Source organism: Streptomyces sp. NRRL S-455, from assembly GCF_000717875.1.
Lineage (GTDB): Bacteria > Actinomycetota > Actinomycetes > Streptomycetales > Streptomycetaceae > Streptomyces.
Genome location: NZ_JOCT01000013.1, coordinates 284,136 through 305,274, shown reverse-complemented (window position 1 = coordinate 305,274; position 21,139 = coordinate 284,136). Strand labels below are relative to the sequence as shown.

Here is a 21,139-nt window from a genome sequence, read left to right as displayed (position 1 = left end):
GGCTGCCGGAGTGCGGTACGGGGCGGCCCGGCCGGGCTCCGGCACCCTTCCGCTGGTGCGTGGGGTGGGGCCTCGCCGTTCGTGCGTCGATAGATCAACAGTGGGCGGACGAGGGCAGACAGTAGCGCTTGCTGCGACTATGGTCACTGGCCGGTGACCTACCTCACCACTGCCTTCGCCACTGTTATGAGAATGGGATGATGTCGTTTATGAAGGGACGAGTCCTTGTCGTCGACGACGACACCGCACTTGCCGAGATGCTCGGCATCGTGCTGCGTGGTGAGGGTTTCGAGCCGTCTTTCGTGGCCGACGGCGACAAGGCGCTGGCCGCCTTTCGCGAGTCCAAGCCCGATCTGGTGCTGCTCGACCTGATGCTGCCCGGCCGGGACGGCATCGAGGTGTGCCGTCTGATCAGGGGGGAGTCCGGGGTGCCGATCGTGATGCTCACCGCGAAGAGCGACACGGTCGACGTCGTCGTGGGCCTGGAGTCGGGTGCCGACGACTACATCGTGAAGCCGTTCAAGCCGAAGGAGCTGGTGGCCCGGATCCGGGCGCGGCTGCGGAGGTCGGAGGAGCCTGCTCCGGAGCAGCTCGCCATCGGTGATCTGGTCATCGACGTGGCCGGGCACTCCGTGAAGCGGGACGGGCAGTCGATCGCGCTGACGCCGCTGGAGTTCGACCTGCTGGTCGCGCTCGCGCGCAAGCCGTGGCAGGTGTTCACGCGCGAGGTGCTGCTGGAACAGGTGTGGGGCTACCGGCACGCGGCGGACACGCGGCTGGTCAACGTCCACGTGCAGCGGCTGCGCTCCAAGGTCGAGAAGGACCCGGAGAAGCCGGAGATCGTGGTGACCGTCCGCGGTGTCGGATACAAGGCAGGACCGAGCTGACATGTCCGGCGACAGTGCCGCTTCGGCGCCCGGCCGGTCCGGGGCCCGCCCGGGGCGGCCTGTCGGGCGGAAGAAGCCAGGGTCCCGCTGGGGACGGTTCCTGGAGAGTGGGCTGCTGCTCCAGGGCGGGGTCCAGGGCAGTCCGGTCATCCGTCTGTTCATGCGGTGGGTGCGCCGGCCGTTGCTGCCCGTCATGCGGTTGTGGCGGCGCAACATCCAGCTCAAGGTCGTCGCCACGACGCTGCTGATGTCGCTGGGCGTGGTCCTGCTGCTGGGCTTCGTCGTCATCGGGCAGGTGCGCAACGGGCTGCTGGACGCCAAGGTGAAGGCGTCCCAGAGCCAGGCCACGGGCGGATTCGCGGTGGCCAAGCAGCGGGCCGACGAGGCGGCGAGCGGCACCGGTGACGACGTCGCCACGGCGGACGGCCGCCCCGCGCAGAACGTCATCCAGTGGATGAGCGATCTGGTCTCCTCGCTGTCCAGTGGCGGCCAGGGTGCCTTCGACGTGGTCACGCTCCCGGCTTCCGACACGAACGGCGCCGGCGGCCGCGGACCGCGCGCCTCCGGTGAGGTGGACTGGAGCACGAGCGTGCCCGCCGCCCTGCGTGAGCGGGTCGGCAGCAGTACGACGGCCGCTCAGAGTTACACCCGCATCATCTACAACAGCGACAGCAAGGAATCCCAGCCGGGCCTGGTCATCGGCAAGCAGGTCAACGACCCCAACGGAGACCCTTACCAGCTCTACTACCTCTTCCCGCTCACCCAGGAGGAGAAGTCGCTGAGCCTGGTCAAGGGGACCCTGGCGACGGCCGGGCTGTTCGTCGTCGTCCTGCTCGGGGCCATCGCCTGGCTCGTGGTGCGCCAGGTGGTCACGCCGGTGCGGATGGCGGCGGGGATCGCTGAGCGGCTGTCCGCGGGGCGGCTGCAGGAACGTATGAAGGTCACCGGCGAGGACGACATCGCGCGGCTCGGCGAGGCTTTCAACAAGATGGCCCAGAACCTCCAGCTCAAGATCAGCCAGTTGGAGGACCTGTCGCGGATGCAGCGCCGGTTCGTGTCGGACGTGTCGCACGAGCTGCGCACGCCGCTGACGACCGTGCGCATGGCCGCGGACGTCATCCACGAGGCGCGCGAGGACTTCGACCCGGTGACCGCGCGGTCGGCGGAGCTGCTCACCGACCAGCTGGACCGGTTCGAGTCGCTGCTCGCGGACCTGCTGGAGATCAGCCGGTTCGACGCGGGTGCCGCGGCGCTGGAGGCGGAGCCGATAGACCTCAGGGACGTCGTACGGCGGGTGGTCAGCGGCGCCGAGCCGCTCGCGGAGCGCAAGGGCACGCAGATCCGCGTCCTCGGCGACCAGCAACCCGTTGTCGCCGAGGCCGACGCCCGGCGGGTGGAGCGCGTGCTGCGCAACCTCGTCGTCAACGCCGTCGAGCACGGTGAGGGCAGGGACGTCGTCGTCAAGCTGGCCGCGGCCGGTGGCGCGGTCGCGGTCGCGGTGCGGGACTACGGGGTCGGGCTCAAGCCGGGTGAGGCGACGCGAGTGTTCAGCCGCTTCTGGCGGGCCGACCCGGCGCGCGCACGGACCACGGGTGGCACGGGCCTGGGGCTGTCCATCGCCCTGGAGGACGCGCGGCTGCACGGCGGCTGGCTGCAGGCGTGGGGCGAGCCGGGCGGCGGCTCGCAGTTCCGGCTGACGCTGCCCAGGACCGCGGACGAGCCGCTGCGGGGTTCGCCGATACCGCTGGAGCCGAAGGACTCGCGGCGCAACCGCGGACTCGACGACGCCGGCCTGCCGTCCGGCGGCGGGGACGGCCAGAAGCGGGCGACCGTGCCGGCACAGTCCGCGAACGGGCCGGGTGCGGCCGGACCCGGCCGGGACCCGATACCTCCACGGGCGGCCACCGCGCCGCCCACGGCCGACCCCACGGCGCTGCCCGGCAACGGCGCGCGCGTCGTGCCCCGGCCCGCCCCCGGCACGGGCCCGCGACGGGCCGAGGACCCGGGGGCGGGGAAGCAGCCGGCTCAGGGCCAGGGTGTGGGTGGTGCGGCAGGCGCGGCTCGCAACGGTGCGGCGGACGCTCCAGCAGACGCGTTCGACGACGGCACGGCGGGCGGTCCGGCGGGCTCCGCCGACAACGGCGAGGGAGGCGGTCAGACCGGGGCCGCACGGGATCAGGGTGCACGGGGGCAGCGGGGTGCGGACAGGGACAACGGAACCGGTGCACCGGGCCGGGACGCCGAGCCGGGGGACGCCGAGCCGGGGGACGTCGACAGGCAAGGGGAGGCATCTCGTGGGCGCTGACCGCGAGGGGCGCGGCCGGCGTATGCCCGCCCGTGTCATGGTGTACGCCGCCGGTGGCGTCCTGTTGCTGGCGGGATGTGCCTCGATGCCGGACAGCGGGGACCTGCGGGGTGTGGAGTCCACGCCCCGCCAGGACACCCAGGTGCGGGTTTTCGCCGTGCCGCCCGGCGAGGACGCGGCGCCCTCGGAGATCGTGCAGGGCTTCCTCGAGGCGCTCACCAGCGACGATCCGCACTATAAGACGGCGCGCCAGTACCTGACCGGCGAGGCCGCGAAGACCTGGCGGCCGGAGGTGTCCACCACCGTGCTGACGGACGGGCCGGGCGCCAAGGCCGAGGGCACGAGCGGCGGCCGGGAGGAGACCGGCGAGATCACGTACACCCTCACCGGCACCAAGGTGGCCACCGTCGACGCGCAGCAGGCGTACGCGCCGGCGACGGGGGCGTACGGCAGGACCGTGCACCTGACGCAGGACGAGAAGCGGCAGTGGCGGATCGACGCGCTGCCGCAGGGCGTCGTGATGGGGCAGTCGGACTTCCAGCGCAATTACATGTCCGTCAACAAGTACTACTTCGCTTCGAACACCGAGGCGGCCGGGGATGCGCCGCCCACCGCGGTCGCCGACCCCGTCTACGTCCGCCGGCGGGTCGAACCCACGACGCAGATGGTGCGCTCCCTGCTGACCGGGCCGACGCGGTGGCTCGGACCGGTGGTCAGGTCGAGCTTCCCGACCGGTACGGCGCTGGCCAAGGGCGTCGGCGTGCTGACGCCCGACGACCGGAACAAGCTGACGGTTCCGCTCAACGGCAAGGCCGCGGGCATCGGCACCAACCGGTGCCAGGAGATGGCGGCACAGCTGCTGTTCACGCTGCAGAACCTCAGCCCCGCGGTGGACGAGGTCGAGCTGCAGGCGGAAGGGCGGGAACTGTGCTCGCTCACGCAGGACGTGGCCGATGCGGCGGCCTTCCGGAGCACGGTGCGCGGCCCCGACTACCTGTACTTCGCCGACGCCAAGCACCGGCTGGTACGGATCCCCGCGGGCAGCAGCGACACCGAGCCCGACCCGGCGCCGGGAGCGCTGGGCGAGGGTGACACGGCACTGCGCTCGGTGGCGGTGTCGCGGGACGAGCGCACCGCGGCCGGTGTCGGCCTCGACGGCAGGTCGCTGTACGTGGGGTCGCTGGTCTCGGGCGGTTCGCTGGGCGAGCCGGTGCTGCGCAGCCAGGGCCGGACCGAGCAGGACAGGCTGACGACGCCGAGCTGGGACGCGCAGGACGGCCTGTGGGTCGCCGACCGTGACCGGGACAACCCCCGGCTGCTCCTGCTCGAGGAGGGCAAGGGCGATCCGCTGGAGGTGCGCACACCGCACCTGGACGGGCGGATCCAGGCCGTGCGGGTGGCCGCCGACGGGGTGCGGATCGCGCTTGTGGTGGAGAAGGGCGGCAAGAAGACCCTGCTCATCGGGCTGATCGAGCGGGAGGGGAAGCCGGGCGAGCAGACCGTCAGGGTGGTGGAACTGCGCTCCGCGACACCGGAGCTCGAGGAGGTCACCGCCATGTCGTGGGCCGGGGACAGCCGGCTCGTGGTGGTGGGACGGGAGCACGGCGGCGTGGAACAGATGCGATACGTCCAGGTCGACGGCTCCACGCCGGACGTGCCGGCGCCCGCGGCTCTGACCGGCGTGAAGGACGTCACCGCCGCCGAGGACGACCGGCTGCCGCTGGTGGCGTACTCGGTGGACGGGATCGTCCGGCTGCCGTCGGGCGCGCAGTGGCAGAAGGTGACGGAGGGGACGGCGCCGGTCTATCCGGGGTGAGGTGTCGCGGCCCCGTGGCAAGGCTCGGGGTGCGCGTGTGCAGCGGACGCTTCTGACGCGGCGCCTCCGTGGGCTGTCACTCGTGTGAGGGAGGCATGGTCAGCCCAGCAATGAGTTGTCCACAGGCCGTTGTCCACAGGGGTGGCGGGGTGGCGGCGCCGTGGGCACAGTGGTGGCCATGCGGGGGTGGTGGCAGGACCTCACCGACCTGGTGCTGCCGGCCGAGTGCGGGGGCTGTGGGAGGACCCGTGCGGTGCTGTGCCAGGAGTGCCGTGCGGTGCTGAGCGGAGCCGCGGCGAGCCGGGTGCGGCCGGTGCCGGAGCCGGCCGGGCTGCCCGTGGTGCACGCGGCGGCTCGGTACGCGGACGAGGCGCGGGCGACGTTACTGGCCCACAAGGAACGAGGCGCTCTGGCGCTCGCGGGCCCGCTCGGGGTGGCGCTGGCGGGAGCGGTGCGGGCGGGGCTTCACCGGGCCGGGGGCGAGCAGCCGTGGATCCACGGTGGCGGGGCTCCCGTGCTGCTCGTGCCCGTGCCGTCCGGGCGGCGGGCCGTGCGGGCCCGAGGGCATGACCCCGTGCGGCGGATCGCGCTCGCGGCGGCGGGGGAGCTGAGGCGGAGCGGGATTCCGGCCCGGGTGCTCGGCGTGTTGCGGCAGCGGCGGGCCGTGGCGGACCAGGCGGAGCTCAACTCCCGGCAGCGACTGGAGAATCTCGCCGGCGCGCTGACGGTGGCGCCCGGCGGTGCCCGGCTGCTCACCGAGGGGCCGGTCGTCCTGGTCGACGACGTGATGACCACGGGGGCGTCCATGGCGGAGGCCGCGCGGGCCGTGCGGGCGGCGGGGCTGGTTTCGAACGCTGTGGGAACCGAGGCCGTGTACGAGGGAGAGACGCGGGAAAGCAGAGAGGAACAGAACGTCGGATCAAGGCGAGAGAGGACGGCCGGTCGGCCCGGTCGGCGGGTAATCGCGGGCGCGGTTGGCGTCGGCGGAGTCGTTGATGTGGTGGGCGCGGCTGTGGTCGCGGCTTCGCCGGACTCTTTCGAAATAAACCGGAACTGACTGAGATCTTGCGTCGTTGCAGGTAACGAGAGGGCCTATTCACCTGAACGGAGGTACGCCGCGGTAGAGGGTGACGACATCCGTCCGGGCGAGATATGTTCGGTTGAGAGGGAAAGCCGCAGGCCACACACCTCTCGAATCCGAATGCCGTGCTGCGGGTTTTTCTTCATCACTCGCGACGGTGGAGTGGAGATCTCGTCCACGGGGGAGGAGGTGGAAGTCACCGAGTCCGAGGTTCCGGGGCTCACCGGAACCTGGTGCAAAAGGGAGACGCTCCGCACCGAAGCGGAGTGATCCGGGAACGGAGTTCTGCGTGGACATCGTCGTCAAGGGCCGCAAGACCGAGGTGCCTGAGCGGTTCCGGAAGCACGTGGCCGAGAAGCTGAAGCTGGAGAAGATCCAGAAGCTCGATGGCAAGGTGATCAGCCTCGACGTCGAGGTGTCCAAGGAGCCCAACCCGCGGCAGGCCGACCGCTGTGACCGAGTGGAGATCACGCTCCGCTCCCGTGGTCCGGTGATCCGGGCGGAGGCGGCGGCGAGCGATCCGTACGCGGCGCTCGACCTGGCGGCGGAAAAGCTGGAAGCCCGGCTGCGCAGGCAACACGACAAGCGGTTCTCGCGCCGTGGCGCGCGCCGGATCTCGGCCGCCGAAGTCGCCGACCACGTCCCGGGCGTGGCCACGCTCAACGGGAACGGCCTGGCGACGGCTCCACCGGAGGAGGAGCCCGAGGCAGCCGTCCCCACGAAGAAGATCGGCTCGCTGGAGGTGCAGGGTGACGGCCCCATCGTCGTCCGCGAGAAGACCCACGTCGCAGCGCCCATGACCCTCGACCAGGCTCTCTACGAGATGGAGCTGGTCGGGCACGACTTCTACCTGTTCGTCGACTCCGAGACCAAGGAACCGAGTGTCGTCTACCGACGGCACGCCTACGACTACGGCGTGATCCACCTCAGCACGGACACGATGGTCACCCAGACGCACTCCCCCGAGGCGGGCGGTGCGCTCGGCGGCTGACCGTGCCGGGTGACAGCGGAGCAGGTGCCCCTGGAGCGCGTGTGCGCCCCCAGGGGCACCCCTGTGCGACCACTGCGCGCCCCGTTCTGTCGCCCCGGCGCCGTCCGGGCATGAAATCATGGTGGCAACGACCCAACGGGTGGGTCGTTGCTCTGGGTTGGCGATGGCTCAGGACCACCACAGGCCACAGCCTTCAGGGGGAGGAACGATGGCGGCGGACAGCTTCGGACCGATGCGTGACGAGGATGCCGACGACGGCGTCGTCGGCATGGGCCCGGACACGGAGACTCCACGCAAGGAACCGATCAGAGTCCTCGTGGTGGACGACCACGCCCTGTTCCGTCGTGGCCTGGAGATCGTGCTCGCGGCCGAGGAGGACATCCAGGTCGTCGGGGAGGCCGGGGACGGTGCGGAGGCTGTCGAGAAGGCCGCCGACCTGCTGCCCGACATCGTCCTGATGGACGTGCGGATGCCCAAGCGCGGCGGGATCGAGGCCTGTACCTCCATCAAGGAGGTGGCGCCCAGTGCCAAGATCATCATGCTGACGATCAGCGACGAGGAAGCCGACCTCTACGACGCGATCAAGGCGGGCGCGACCGGCTACCTCCTCAAGGAGATCTCCACGGACGAGGTGGCCACGGCCATCCGAGCGGTCGCCGACGGGCAGTCGCAGATCAGCCCGTCCATGGCGTCGAAGCTGCTCACCGAGTTCAAGTCGATGATCCAGCGCACGGACGAGCGCCGGCTGGTGCCCGCGCCTCGGCTGACGGACCGCGAACTGGAAGTCCTCAAGCTCGTCGCGACGGGCAAGAACAACCGCGACATCGCCAAGGAGTTGTTCATCTCCGAGAACACCGTGAAGAACCACGTGCGCAACATCCTGGAGAAGCTGCAGCTGCACTCCAGGATGGAAGCGGTGGTCTACGCGATGCGGGAGAAGATCCTCGAGATCCGCTGACGGTCAGGCGGTCCGGCCGTCAGGCGGTCGTCCGGGCGAGTTCCCTCACCAGGGGCTCGTGCAGATCCGGTGCGTCGACCCGTTCCACGCGGACGTCCGTGCAGTCCACCCAGGTCGCCGCCTCGGTCAAGGCCCGGGCGACGGCTGGAACGGCCTTCAGACCGTCGAGCGTGACCTGCTTGGCCACCAGTGTGCGGCCCTCGCGGGCCGGGTCCACACGGCCGACGAGCCGGCCGCCGGCCAGCACCGGCATCGCGAAGTAGCCGTGCACCCGCTTCGGTTTGGGGACGTAGGCCTCCAGGCGGTGCGTGAAACCGAAGATCCGCTCCGTGCGGGCCCGCTCCCAGATCAGGGAGTCGAAGGGCGACAGGAGGGTGGTGCGATGGCGGCCGCGCGGGGGCGTCTCCAGGGCCGCGGGGTCGGCCCAGGCGGGCTTGCCCCAGCCCTCGACCGTGACCGGGACGAGCCCTGAGTCGGCGATCACCGCGTCGACCTGATCGCCCTTGAGGCGGTGGTAGTCGGCGATGTCCGCCCGGGTACCGACGCCGAGGGACTGGCCTGCCAGGCGGACCAGGCGGCGCACACACTCGGTGTCGTCCAGCTCGTCGTGCAACAGGGTGTCCGGGATCGCGCGCTCGGCGAGGTCGTAGACGCGCTTCCACCCGCGGCGCTCCACGCAGACCACCTCGCCGTACATCAGGGCGCGTTCGACCGCGACCTTCGAGCCGGACCAGTCCCACCAGTCGTTCGTCTTCTTCGCGCCGCCCAACTCCGTCGCGGTGAGGGGCCCTTCGGAGCGCAGCTGTTTGATGACCTGGTCGTAGGCGCCGTCCGGGAGCTCGTGGTTCCAGTGCGGGCGGTTGCGGTAGGCGCGGCGGCGGAAGGCGAAGTGCGGCCACTCCTCGATGGGGAGGATGCAGGCGGCGTGGGACCAGTACTCGAAGGCGTGCGTGTCCTTCCAGTACGCGTTCTCGACTGTTTTCCGGCCTACCGCGCCGAGGCGGGCGTACGGGACGAGTTCATGGGAGCGGGCCAGGACCGAGATCGTGTCGAGCTGTATCGCGCCCAGGTGACGGAGGATGCCGCGTACGCCGGAGCGGCGCTCGGGGGCGCCGAGGAAGCCTTGGGCGCGGAGCGCCATTCTGCGGGCCTCGTCTGCGGAGAGTTCTGCTGTGGGGCGCGGGGTGGTCATGGGTCCGCACGATAGGGGGTGGGACTGACAGTACGGCGTGAGCTGTGAGTTTGCTTGTTTTCTTGCTCGGCCTTGGTGCTGAGGGCGGGCGGTGCGCAAGTCGGCGGTTCGAGGTGCCGCTGCGCCCACCCTCCCCCAAGCTCTCGGCTTCGCTCGAGCAGGGGCCCCCATCGCCCCAGCGGCACGACTGCCCGCAGCTAGGTAGGTGCCCGCAGCTATGACGGCGCAGGCAGGTACGGGGACGTGGAGGGTAGGGCCAGGTCGGAGGGGAGGAGGGAGCCTATCCAGGTGTCTCGGCGGATGCCGTTGTGAGTGGTCGCGGAGCGCAGGGTGCCTTCGATCGTGAAGCCGACTCGTTCCGCGACCGCGAGGGAGGCCCGGTTCCCCACCTCGGCACGCCATTCGACACGGTCGATCGCCGCGTGGACGAAGGCCCAGCGGCAGGCGGTGAGGGCGGCTTCCGTGATGTAGCCGTTGGAGCGGTGCCGCTTCGTGGCCCAGAAGCCGATCTCACCCGTGCTCAGGGCGCGCATGGTGATACCGAGCATGCCGGCGAGTTCCCCGGAGCGGAGGAAGACGCCGAAGGTGAACATGGATCCGTCGGCCCAGCCGTCGGGGGCCATCTGTTCCGTGAACGACTCGGCGTGCTCGCGGAGGTAGGGAGAGGGGATGAGGGTCCAGCGCTGGATGTCCGGGTCCTGGCAGGCGTCGTACACCGCGTCGGTGTCCTGGGGGCCGACCGTGCGCAGCAGAAGGCGGTCCGTGGTCAGTGTGACGGGGTCCATCGGCCGATTCTGCTCGGAGGTCCCGGCGGGGCACCATCTGTTTGCCGTGAGTGAGGGGACGGTCACGCTTCGCGTGAATCGGTCCGGGGATGCGGCACTATCCGAAGGGCCCCGACGTTGTTCCCTTTGAAGCAGTGTGAAAGAGAAACGAAGCAGCGGACGGTCGCCGTCGCGGCAGGCCCTCCCGGCGCGGTGGTGTCCTCGCATACGATGGCCGTTGCTCAGTAAGTCAAGTGGTAACCGACCGTCCCAGGCCCGACCGGCAAGGAGACCAACCCCCGTGTCCGTCCTCTCGAAGATCATGCGTGCAGGCGAAGGCAAGATCCTGCGCAAGCTGCACCGCATCGCGGACCAGGTCAACTCCATCGAAGAGGACTTCGTCGACCTCTCCGACGCCGAGCTGCGTGCCCTCACCGATGAGTACAAGCAGCGGTACGCCGACGGAGAGCCGCTGGACGACCTGCTGCCCGAGGCGTTCGCCACCGTGCGCGAGGCCGCCAAGCGCGTCCTCGGCCAGCGGCACTACGACGTGCAGATGATGGGCGGCGCCGCCCTGCACATGGGATACGTCGCCGAGATGAAGACCGGTGAGGGCAAGACCCTCGTCGGCACGCTGCCGGCGTATCTGAACGCCCTGTCCGGCAAGGGCGTCCACATCATCACGGTCAACGACTACCTGGCCGAGCGCGACTCCGAGATGATGGGCCGCGTCCACCGCTTCCTGGGTCTGAGCGTCGGCTGCATCCTCGCCAACATGACGCCGGCTCAGCGCCGCGAGCAGTACGCCTGCGACATCACGTACGGCACGAACAACGAGTTCGGCTTCGACTACCTGCGCGACAACATGGCCTGGTCCCAGGACGAGCTCGTCCAGCGCGGCCACAACTTCGCCATCGTCGACGAGGTCGACTCCATCCTCATCGACGAGGCCCGTACGCCGCTGATCATCTCCGGCCCGGCCGACCAGGCCACCAAGTGGTACGGGGACTTCGCCAAGCTGGTCAAGCGCCTCAAGCGCGGCGAGGCCGGCCAGCCGCTCAAGGGCATCGAGGAGACCGGCGACTACGACGTCGACGAGAAGAAGCGCACGGTCGCCATCCACGAGTCCGGCGTCAGCAAGGTCGAGGACTGGCTGGGCATCGACAACCTCTACGAGTCGGTGAACACGCCGCTGGTGGGCTACCTGAACAACGCCATCAAGGCCAAGGAGCTTTTCAAGAAGGACAAGGACTACGTCATCATCGACGACGAGGTCATGATCGTCGACGAGCACACCGGACGTATCCTCGCCGGCCGCCGTTACAACGAGGGCATGCACCAGGCGATCGAGGCGAAGGAAGGGGTGCCGATCAAGGACGAGAACCAGACGCTCGCCACGATCACCCTCCAGAACTTCTTCCGCCTCTACAAGCGCCACGACCACAACGGCAAGGAACAGCCGGGTCTGTGCGGCATGACCGGTACGGCCATGACCGAGGCCGCCGAGTTCCACCAGATCTACAAGCTCGGCGTGGTGCCGATCCCGACCAACCGGCCGATGGTCCGCAAGGACCAGTCGGACCTGATCTACCGGACCGAGGTCGCCAAGTTCGAGGCGGTCGTCGACGACATCGAGGAGAAGCACCGCAAGGGCCAGCCGATCCTCGTCGGCACCACCTCGGTCGAGAAGTCCGAGTACCTCTCGCAGCAGCTCAGCAAGCGCGGCATCCAGCACGAGGTGCTCAACGCCAAGCAGCACGACCGGGAGGCGACGATCGTCGCCCAGGCCGGCCGCAAGGGCGCGGTCACCGTGGCCACGAACATGGCCGGCCGTGGTACGGACATCAAGCTCGGCGGCAACCCCGAGGACCTCGCCGAGGCGGAGCTGCGGCAGCGCGGCCTCGACCCAGAGGAGCACATCGAGGAGTGGGCGCACGCCCTGCCCGAGGCGCTCGAGCGGGCCGAGAAGGCCGTCCAGGCCGAGAAGGAGGAGGTCGAGAGGCTCGGCGGGCTCTATGTGCTGGGCACCGAACGGCACGAGTCGCGGCGCATCGACAACCAGCTGCGCGGTCGTTCCGGCCGTCAGGGCGACCCCGGCGAGTCCCGCTTCTACCTCTCCCTCGGCGATGACCTGATGCGGCTGTTCAAGGCCCAGATGGTCGAGCGCGTGATGTCCATGGCAAACGTCCCGGACGACGTGCCGATCGAGAACAAGATGGTCACGCGCGCGATCGCCTCCGCCCAGTCGCAGGTCGAGCAGCAGAACTTCGAGACCCGTAAGAACGTCCTGAAGTACGACGAGGTCCTCAACCGCCAGCGCGAGGTCATCTACGGCGAGCGGCGCCGCGTCCTTGAGGGCGAGGACCTGCACGAGCAGGTGCAGCACTTCATGGACGACACCATCGACGCCTACGTCCAGGCCGAGACCGCCGAGGGCTTCCCCGAGGACTGGGACCTCGACCGGCTGTGGGGTGCCTTCAAGCAGCTCTACCCGTGCAACGTCACGGTCGAGGAGCTGGAGGAGGCGGCCGGCGACCGGGCCGGTCTGACCGCCGAGTTCATCGGCGACTCCATCAAGGACGACATCCACGAGCAGTACCAGGCGCGTGAGGCGCAGCTCGGCTCCGAGATCATGCGTGAGCTGGAGCGCCGGGTCGTGCTGTCGGTCCTCGACCGCAAGTGGCGCGAGCACCTCTACGAGATGGACTACCTCCAGGAGGGCATCGGCCTGCGCGCGATGGCGCAGAAGGACCCGCTGGTCGAGTACCAGCGCGAGGGCTTCGACATGTTCACCGCGATGATGGAGGGCATCAAGGAGGAGTCCGTCGGCTACCTGTTCAACCTGGAGGTCCAGGTCGAGCAGCAGGTCGAGGAGGTCCCGGTCGAGGACGCCAAGCCGGTGGCCGACCTGGAGAAGCATGACGCGGTGCCGGCGCAGGCAGGCGCCCGCCCGGAGATCCGCGCCAAGGGCCTCGACGTCCCGCAGCGGCGCAACCTCCACTTCTCCGCGCCGACCGTCGACGGTGAGGGCGGCACGATCGAGGGCGACTTCACCGAGGACGGCGAGCCGGTGCGTTCCGAGGCCGACGGCCTCACGCGCGCCGAGCGCCGGAAGCAGGCGCGGAGCCGGGGTCGCCGCAAGAAGTGACGGAGGTCGCGGCACCGTAGCGGCTTGAAGGGCCGGGCACCTCAGGGTGTCCGGCCCTTCGTCGTGGGGTGGCGTCAGTCGGCCTCGGCGCGGGGTGGGCGGGGGCCGCCGAGTTCCACCGCCGTGCAGCGCCAGCGAAGGTCCTGGCCGAGTTCCAGGCGGAAGGCCATGGCGCGGAGCCGGTCGCCCGCTCCGATGCGGGCGAACGCCTCGATGGCACCGGGGCGCGGTTCGCACCAGCCGATGTCGCGGACGACGGGGCGGGCGCCGCGGGTGCGCAGGGGGCCGCGCTCGGCGAGCCAGGCCAGTTCGTCGTAGGCACGGCCCCGGGTGTGGCGGAGCATCGAGTGGACGGGCCGGTGGCCGCTCAGCACGGCGAGGAGGAGGTCGGCGAAGAGGTCGGTGGGGAGGGGACGGGGGAGCGGACGGCGGGGGATGGGGGAAGGAACGCGGGAGGTCGTATCCGGGTAGGCCGGTGTGGATGCTGGGGTGACGGTCTCCCCCGACCCTGAGTGGCTGCTGTGCGCCGTTCTGCGGGGTGCTGGGCGGGTGCCCGAGAGGGTCGGTGGGCGAGTGTCGGCAGGACGGGTCCGAGAGCGCTTGGCGTGGCCGGAGGCCGGGGGACGGCCGTCGGCCGCCGGGGTGCGGCGCCCTCCGCCCGGGATGCGGGGCGGGGCGGTGCTGCCGGAGGCGCGCGGTGGGGAGCTGGTTGCCGCGGCGGATGCGGAGGCTCCCGGGGACGGTGGGGTCGTGGTGCCGGGAGTGCGCTGGTCGCGGCGCGCGGGCAGGCGGTGTGCCCTGGTCATGACCTTGTGCATGGGGTCCCCGTTTCGTGGGTCCGGTGGATACCGGCAAGTAACTTCGGGTTGGTGATCTTGTACGGGGACAGCCGGGGCCGGGGCAAGGAAGCGGGGGACCGGAGTCGGGGCGCCGGGAGGTTCACTTATCCGGGTGATGTGGCGCGCTTCAAGGCCGTGGGCGCAGGGGCGTGCCGGGTGAATTCCCGGCCCGGGGTGGACGCGTCCGGCGTCACGGGGCGGGGCTCGAAAGGGGACGCCCGGCACGTATCCTGAAGGACTTCCGGAGCTCTCCGACCACGAAAGCGGCCAGCCCATGCGTGTCTACGTGCCCCTGACCCTCCCCGGTCTCGCCGAGGCGTACAAGACGGGTGAGCTGGGAGCGGGGCCGTTCATCGCCTACGCGGTGACGCCCGCGCTGCGCGAGTGGTACCTCTCCGACGACATCGAGGAGCTGGAATACGCGGCGCTGAGCCGGGCCGCACTGGCCTCGCTGCGGCAGTTGGCGGCGGAGCCCGGGGCACCGCGGCGGCGGGTCGTGATCGCGGTCGACGTGCCCGACCGGGACGCGAGCGTCGATCCCGACCGGGGACTCGACCCGGGGGCGCTGGGGGAGGTACGGGTCTCGGGTCCCGTGGCGCTGGCCAGGGCGGCGGCCGTGCATGTCGACGCGGCGGACGCGGAGGCGGATGTGACGGCGGCGGCCGAGGCCCTGCCGGCGGCGGACGGCGGGGACGACGACGCGCAGTTCGTCGTGGACGGTGCGGAGGATCACGAGCTGCTGTGGTTCGCCACGCAGGAGATTCCGAACCTGGTGGGGCGCGGGGACTGAGCCGCATCGCGGCCGGGGCGGGTTGAGGCGCCGTTCTCTTGATTGTCAGTGGGGACGGGTACGTTCTCTGGCATGGGGACGAAGACGGGCGCGCACATCGTGTGGGACTGGAACGGCACGCTGTTCCACGACATCGACGCGATCATCGGGGCGACGAACGCGGCCTTCGCCGAGCTGGGCCTGGAGCCGCTGACGCTGGAGAAGTACCGGGAGCTGTACTGCGTGCCGGTGCCGAAGTTCTATGAGCGGCTGATGGGGCGGTTGCCGACCGAGGCCGAGTGGGAGCTCATGGACGACATCTTCCACCGGTACTACGCCGAGCACCGGGGGGCCTGTGAGCTCACGGTGGGGGCGGCGGAGCTGTTGTCGGGGTGGCGGTCGGCGGGGCGTAGCCAGTCCATTCTGAGCATGTACGTGCACGAGGAGCTCGTGCCGTTGGTGCGCGGGTTCGGGATCGAGCCGCACTTCATACGCGTGGACGGGCGGACCGGGCCGTCGGGGGGCAGCAAGGCCGAGCACATGGTGCGGCATCTGGGGTCGCTGAGTGGGGTCGCGGCGGAGCGGACCGTGGTGATCGGGGATGCGGCGGATGACGCGGTGGCCGCGCTGCATGTGGGGGCGCGGGCCGTGCTGTATACCGGCGGGTCGCACAGTCGGGCGAGTCTGGAGGCGGTGGGGGTGCCGGTGGTGGACACGCTGGAGGAGGCTGTCGCTGAGGCGGAGCGGTTGGCGGCGTAGTCCTGATCTCGGCGTTGCTGCTGAGGCCGGGTGGGTGCGCAACTCGGCGGTGCGAGGTGCCGCTGCGCCCACCCGTGCCGCCCCAGCGGCACGACTGCCCGCAGCAGCTCGGTGGTGCGGGGTGCCGCTGCGCCCACCCGTGCCGCCCCAGCGGCACGACTGCCCGCAGCTGGGTGGCCGCACTGTGCAGAACGTCAAACTTCCGGGCTTGGTTTTGTACACATACGGCTCATGACGGGGCCCCTGTAAGGAGCGATAGCCTGGTGGCGTGATCAGCGCGATAGTTCGCGGGGACGTCGTCGTCCCTGCCCTGCGCCCGGAGAGCACGGATGACATCCGTGTCCGGGCGGCGGTCGCTGGTCTTCGCGGGCGGGACGGGACATGTAGGACTCCCGGGACGCCGAGCACCACCCGGCCCGAGGCGCCGCAGAGAGCAGCCTCACACCCCCGGGTCAGCTCAAAAATGGCTCAGACACCCCCGCTCATCTCGCCTCGCGGCATAGCGTCGGAACAGACCGGATACCCCGTGTCTCGGCGTGACGTCGTGAGCGCAGAGACCGTACTTCCTTCTACGTCACGCAACGGCGCGCGACAGGAGCCAGAGGACAATGCAGACCAAGCTGGACGAAGCCAAGGCCGAGTTGCTCGAGAGGGCCGCCCGGGTCGCTGAGAACAGCCCGGTCGGGGGGCACCTACCGACCGGGTCGACGGGCGAGGAGACCCCAGACGCCTACAAGGCCCCGGACCGCGAGTCCCTCCTCTCGTTCCTCCAGCGTTACTACCTGCACACGGCCCCGGAAGACCTCACCGACCGTGACCCGGTCGATGTCTTCGGAGCCGCCGTCTCGCACTACCGGCTTGCCGAGAACCGCCCCCAGGGCACGGCCAACGTGCGGGTGCACACCCCCACGGTGGAAGAGAACGGGTGGACGTGCAGCCACTCGGTCGTCGAGGTCGTCACCGACGACATGCCCTTCCTCGTCGACTCCGTGACGAACGAGCTGACACGGCAGGGGCGCGGGATCCACGTCGTCGTCCACCCGCAGTTCGTCGTGCGGCGTGATGTCACCGGCAAGCTCATCGAGGTGGTGCCGACCCCGCCGTCCGGCGACCTGCCGCACGACGCGCACGTCGAGTCCTGGATCCACGTCGAGATCGACCGCGAGACCGACCGGTCCGACCTGAAGCAGATCACCGCCGACCTGCTGCGCGTGCTCTCCGACGCCCGGGAGGCCGTCGAGGACTGGAGCAAGATGCGGGAATCCGCGCTCCGGCTGGCGGAGGGGCTGCCGGACGAGCCCATCCCCGGTGACCTGCCCGGCCCCCAGGTCGAGGAGGCCCGTGAGCTGCTGCGCTGGCTGGCCGACGACCACTTCACCTTCCTCGGCTACCGCGAGTACCAGCTGCGCGACGACGACTCGCTGGCCGCGGTGCCCGGCACCGGACTCGGCATACTGCGCGCCGACCCGCACCACGCCGACGAGGAGAGCCACCCGGTCAGCCCGTCCTTCGAGCGGCTGCCCGCCGACGCCCGGGCCAAGGCCCGCGAGCACAAGCTGCTCGTCCTGACCAAGGCGAACAGCCGGGCGACCGTGCACCGGCCGTCGTACCTGGACTACATCGGCGTCAAGAAGTTCGACGCCGAGGGCAATGTCGTCGGCGAGCGGCGCTTCCTCGGACTGTTCTCCTCCGCCGCCTACACCGAGTCGGTGCGCCGGGTGCCGGTCATCCGGCGCAAGGTCGAGGAGGTCCTCGAACAGGCCGGGTTCTCGCCCAACAGCCACGACGGGCGCGACCTGCTCCAGATCCTGGAGACGTACCCGCGCGACGAGCTCTTCCAGACCCCGGTCGACGAGCTGCGGTCCATCGTCACCTCCGTCCTCTACCTCCAGGAACGCAGGCGTCTGCGCCTCTACCTGCGCCAGGACGAGTACGGGCGCTACTACTCCGCCCTCGTCTACCTCCCGCGCGACCGCTACACCACCGCCGTCCGCCTGCGGATCATCGAGATCCTCAAGGAGGAACTGGGCGGCATCAGCGTCGACTTCACCGCGTGGAACACCGAGTCGATCCTGTCCCGGCTGCACTTCGTGGTCCGGGTCCCGCAGGGCACCGAACTGCCGGAGCTGTCCGACCTCGACAAGGAGCGCATCGAGGCCCGGCTGGTGGAGGCCGCCCGCTCCTGGGAGGACGCCTTCGCCGAGGCGCTCGACGCCGAACTCGGCGAGGAGCGCGCGGCCGAGCTGCTGCGCCGCTACGCGCACGCCTTCCCCGAGGGCTACAAGGCCGACCACAACCCGCGTGCCGCGGTCGCGGACCTCGTCCACCTCGAAGAGCTGAAGGCCGAGGAGGGCACGGACTTCGCGCTCAGCCTGTACGAGCCGGTGGGCGCCGCCCCCGAGGAGCGCCGCTTCAAGATCTACCGCACGGGTGAGGCGATCTCCCTCTCGGCCGTGCTGCCGGTCCTCAGCCGGATCGGCGTCGAGGTCGTCGACGAGCGGCCGTACGAGCTGCGCTGCTCGGACCGCAGCGTGGCCTGGATCTACGACTTCGGTCTGCGGATGCCCCGCTCGAAGAACGGCGGCGGGGACTACTTCGGCGACGACGCCCGCGAACGGTTCCAGGACGCCTTCGCGGCCACCTGGACCGGCAAGGCCGAGAACGACGGCTTCAACGCCCTCGTCCTGAGCGCCGGGCTGACCTGGCGGCAGGCGATGGTGCTGCGGGCCTACGCCAAGTACCTGCGCCAGGCGGGCTCGACGTTCAGCCAGGACTACATGGAGGACACCCTCCGCAACAACGTCCACACCACCCGCCTGCTCGTCTCCCTGTTCGAGGCGCGGATGTCGCCGGACCGGCAGCGCGCGGGGCACGAGATCGTGGACGCTCTGTTCGAAGAGGTCGACGCGGCCCTCGACCAGGTCGCGAGCCTGGACGAGGACCGGATCCTGCGGTCCTTCCTCACCGTCATCAAGGCGACGCTGCGGACCAACTTCTTCCAGGAGGCGGCGGGCGGCAAGCCGCACGAGTACGTCTCCATGAAGTTCGACCCGCAGGCCATCCCCGACCTGCCCGCGCCGCGCCCGGCGTACGAGATCTGGGTGTACTCGCCGCGCGTCGAGGGCGTGCACCTGCGCTTCGGCAAGGTCGCGCGCGGCGGACTGCGCTGGTCCGACCGGCGTGAGGACTTCCGCACCGAGATCCTCGGCCTGGTCAAGGCGCAGATGGTGAAGAACACCGTCATCGTGCCGGTCGGCGCCAAGGGCGGCTTCGTCGCCAAGCAGCTGCCGGACCCGTCCGTGGACCGCGACGCGTGGCTGGCGGAGGGGATCAGGAGCTACAAGACCTTCATCTCGGCGCTGCTCGACATCACCGACAACATGGTCGCCGGCGAGGTCGTGCCCCCGGCGGACGTCGTCCGGCACGACGAGGACGACACCTACCTCGTCGTCGCCGCGGACAAGGGCACCGCCACCTTCTCCGACATCGCCAACGAGGTCGCCGAGAAGTACAACTTCTGGCTCGGCGACGCCTTCGCCTCCGGCGGCTCCGCCGGGTACGACCACAAGGGCATGGGCATCACCGCCCGCGGTGCCTGGGAGTCCGTCAAGCGGCACTTCCGGGAGCTGGGCGTGGACACCCAGACCGAGGACTTCACGGTCGTCGGCATCGGCGACATGTCCGGTGACGTGTTCGGCAACGGCATGCTGCTCTCCGAGCACATCCGGCTGGTGGCCGCCTTCGACCACCGGCACATCTTCATCGACCCGAACCCGGACGCCGCCACCTCCTACGCCGAGCGCCGCCGCCTGTTCGAGCTGCCGCGCTCCAGCTGGGAGGACTACAACAAGGAGCTGCTGTCGGCCGGCGGCGGCGTCTTCCCGCGTACGGCCAAGGCGATCCCGGTCAACGCACACATCCGCGAGGCCCTCGGCATCGAGGCCAAGGTCACCAAGCTGACCCCGGCCGACCTGATGAAGGCGATCCTCCACGCCCCGGTCGACCTGCTGTGGAACGGCGGCATCGGAACGTACGTCAAGTCCTCGGCCGAGTCCAACGCCGATGTCGGCGACAAGGCCAACGACGCCATCCGCGTCGACGGCCAGGACCTGCGCGTCAAGGTCGTCGGCGAGGGCGGCAACCTGGGCCTGACCCAGCTGGGCCGGATCGAGTTCGCGCTGCACGGCGGCCGGATCAACACCGACGCCATCGACAACAGCGCGGGCGTGGACACCTCCGACCACGAGGTGAACATCAAGATCCTGCTCAACGGCCTGGTCGCGGACGGCGACATGACCGTCAAGCAGCGCAACAAGCTGCTCGCCGAGATGACCGACGAGGTCGGCCGGCTGGTGCTGCGCAACAACTACGCGCAGAACACGGCGATCGCCAACGCCCTGGCCCAGTCCAGCGCCATGCTCCACGCCCAGCAGCGCTTCATGAAGCACCTCGTCAGGGAGGGCCACCTCGACCGGTCGCTGGAGTTCCTGCCCACCGACCGGCAGATCCGCGAGCGGCTCGCCCAGGGCCAGGGCCTGACCGGCCCGGAGACGGCCGTGCTGCTGGCGTACACGAAGATCACGGTCGCCGATGAGCTGCTGCACACCTCGCTGCCGGACGATCCGTACCTGAGCACCCTGCTGCACGCGTACTTCCCGACCGAGCTGCGCGAGCGGTTCCCCGAATACCTCGTCAGCCACCCGCTGCGCCGCGAGATCACCACGACCGTGCTGGTCAACGACACGGTCAACACGGGCGGTACGACCTATCTGCACCGCCTGCGCGAGGAGACCGGGGCGTCGCTGGAGGAGATCGTGCGGGCGCAGACCGCGGCCCGGGCGATCTTCCGCCAGTCCCCGGTGTGGGACGGGGTGGAGGCGCTCGACAACAAGGTCGAGGCCGAGGTCCAGACCCGTATCCGGCTGCACGCGCGGCGTCTGGTGGAGCGCGGTACGCGCTGGCTGCTCAACAACCGGCCGCAGCCGCTGCAGCTGGCCGAGACCGTCGACTTCTTCGCCGACCGCGTGGAGCAGGTCTGGGCGCAGCTGCCGAAGCTGCTGCGGGGTGCCGATCTGGAGTGGTACGGGAAGATCTACGACGAGCTGACGGGCGCCGGCGTCCCGGACGAACTCGCCACCCGGGTGGCCGGCTTCTCCTCCGCCTTCCCGACGCTCGACATCGTCTCGATCGCCGACCGCATGGGCCGGGAGCCGCTCGACGTCGCCGAGGTCTACTACGACCTCGCCGACCGGCTGCGCATCACCCAGCTCATGGACCGCATCATCGAGCTGCCCCGCGCCGACCGCTGGCAGTCCATGGCCCGCGCGGCGATCCGCGAGGACCTGTACGCGGCGCACGCGGCGCTGACCGCCGACGTCCTGGCGGTGGGCAACGGCACTTCGACACCCGAGCAGCGCTACAAGGCGTGGGAGCAGAAGAACGCGGCGATCCTCGGCCGGGCCCGCACCACACTGGAGGAGATCCAGACGTCCGAGGCGTTCGACCTCGCGAATCTGTCGGTGGCCATGCGGACGATGAGGACGCTGCTGCGGCAGCACTCGTAGCGCGTACGGCGCCAAGTAGCGCGTACGGCGTCTGATAGCGCCGATGTCGTCCGGTGCGCCCCGGGC

General features: G+C 70.2%; 13 protein-coding genes. 10 read left to right on the top strand and 3 right to left on the bottom strand.

What is annotated here, in order from left to right:
• Positions 1-197 precede the first annotated feature (197 nt).
• The 6 genes from mtrA to IE97_RS0119750 all read left to right on the top strand — a co-directional run bounded on the left by mtrA (position 198) and on the right by IE97_RS0119750 (position 8,038).
• Positions 198-887 (top strand): two-component system response regulator MtrA, encoded by a 690-nt coding sequence (gene mtrA, locus IE97_RS0119780; protein ID WP_199807011.1) that lies wholly within the window; start codon positions 198-200, stop codon positions 885-887.
• Position 888: 1 nt separating this feature from the next.
• Entirely contained in the window at positions 889-3,192 is a 2,304-nt protein-coding gene (gene mtrB, locus IE97_RS0119775; protein WP_234331834.1) for an MtrAB system histidine kinase MtrB, read from the top strand.
• Entirely contained in the window at positions 3,182-5,008 is a 1,827-nt protein-coding gene (locus IE97_RS0119770) for an LpqB family beta-propeller domain-containing protein (RefSeq protein WP_030242030.1), read from the top strand. Before mtrB ends, IE97_RS0119770 begins: the two co-directional genes overlap by 11 nt.
• Before the next feature lie 178 nt (positions 5,009-5,186).
• Complete coding sequence (locus tag IE97_RS0119765; RefSeq protein WP_030242027.1) at positions 5,187-6,065, top strand: ComF family protein; 879 nt, start codon at positions 5,187-5,189, stop codon at positions 6,063-6,065.
• 313 nt (positions 6,066-6,378) lie between these two features.
• A complete protein-coding gene (gene hpf, locus IE97_RS0119755; protein ID WP_030242024.1) occupies positions 6,379-7,080 on the top strand; it encodes a ribosome hibernation-promoting factor, HPF/YfiA family in 702 nt (233 codons plus the stop codon).
• A 208-nt stretch (positions 7,081-7,288) separates the two neighbouring features.
• Positions 7,289-8,038 carry a response regulator gene (locus tag IE97_RS0119750; RefSeq protein WP_030242021.1) on the top strand — a complete coding sequence of 250 codons (750 nt, stop codon included), beginning with the start codon at positions 7,289-7,291 and terminating at the stop codon, positions 8,036-8,038.
• A gap of 19 nt (positions 8,039-8,057) precedes the next feature.
• Here the strand turns inward: IE97_RS0119750 and IE97_RS0119745 are convergent, their stop codons facing one another.
• Complete coding sequence (locus IE97_RS0119745) at positions 8,058-9,230, bottom strand: winged helix-turn-helix domain-containing protein (RefSeq protein ID WP_030242017.1); 1,173 nt, start codon at positions 9,228-9,230, stop codon at positions 8,058-8,060.
• A 215-nt stretch (positions 9,231-9,445) separates the two neighbouring features.
• Positions 9,446-10,015, bottom strand: a complete 570-nt coding sequence (locus IE97_RS0119740; RefSeq protein WP_030242014.1) for a GNAT family N-acetyltransferase — start codon at positions 10,013-10,015, stop codon at positions 9,446-9,448.
• 280 nt (positions 10,016-10,295) lie between these two features.
• Here IE97_RS0119740 and secA point away from each other — a divergent pair, with 280 nt between their 5' ends.
• Positions 10,296-13,142 (top strand): preprotein translocase subunit SecA, encoded by a 2,847-nt coding sequence (secA, locus tag IE97_RS0119735; RefSeq protein WP_030242012.1) that lies wholly within the window; start codon positions 10,296-10,298, stop codon positions 13,140-13,142.
• A gap of 74 nt (positions 13,143-13,216) precedes the next feature.
• Here secA and IE97_RS0119730 read toward each other — a convergent pair whose 3' ends face one another.
• Positions 13,217-13,960 carry an Rv3235 family protein gene (locus tag IE97_RS0119730; protein ID WP_030242009.1) on the bottom strand — a complete coding sequence of 248 codons (744 nt, stop codon included), beginning with the start codon at positions 13,958-13,960 and terminating at the stop codon, positions 13,217-13,219.
• Positions 13,961-14,255: 295 nt separating this feature from the next.
• Between IE97_RS0119730 and IE97_RS0119725 the strand changes: the two genes are divergently transcribed.
• From IE97_RS0119725 to IE97_RS0119715, 3 genes are all read left to right on the top strand, one after another.
• Positions 14,256-14,771, top strand: a complete 516-nt coding sequence (locus tag IE97_RS0119725; protein ID WP_030242007.1) for a DUF6912 family protein — start codon at positions 14,256-14,258, stop codon at positions 14,769-14,771.
• Between the two features lie 72 nt (positions 14,772-14,843).
• Positions 14,844-15,509, top strand: coding sequence for an HAD family hydrolase (locus tag IE97_RS0119720; protein ID WP_030242005.1), 666 nt, complete (start codon positions 14,844-14,846; stop codon positions 15,507-15,509).
• 608 nt (positions 15,510-16,117) lie between these two features.
• Positions 16,118-21,073, top strand: a complete 4,956-nt coding sequence (locus IE97_RS0119715) for an NAD-glutamate dehydrogenase (protein ID WP_030242002.1) — start codon at positions 16,118-16,120, stop codon at positions 21,071-21,073.
• Positions 21,074-21,139: the final 66 nt, after the last annotated feature.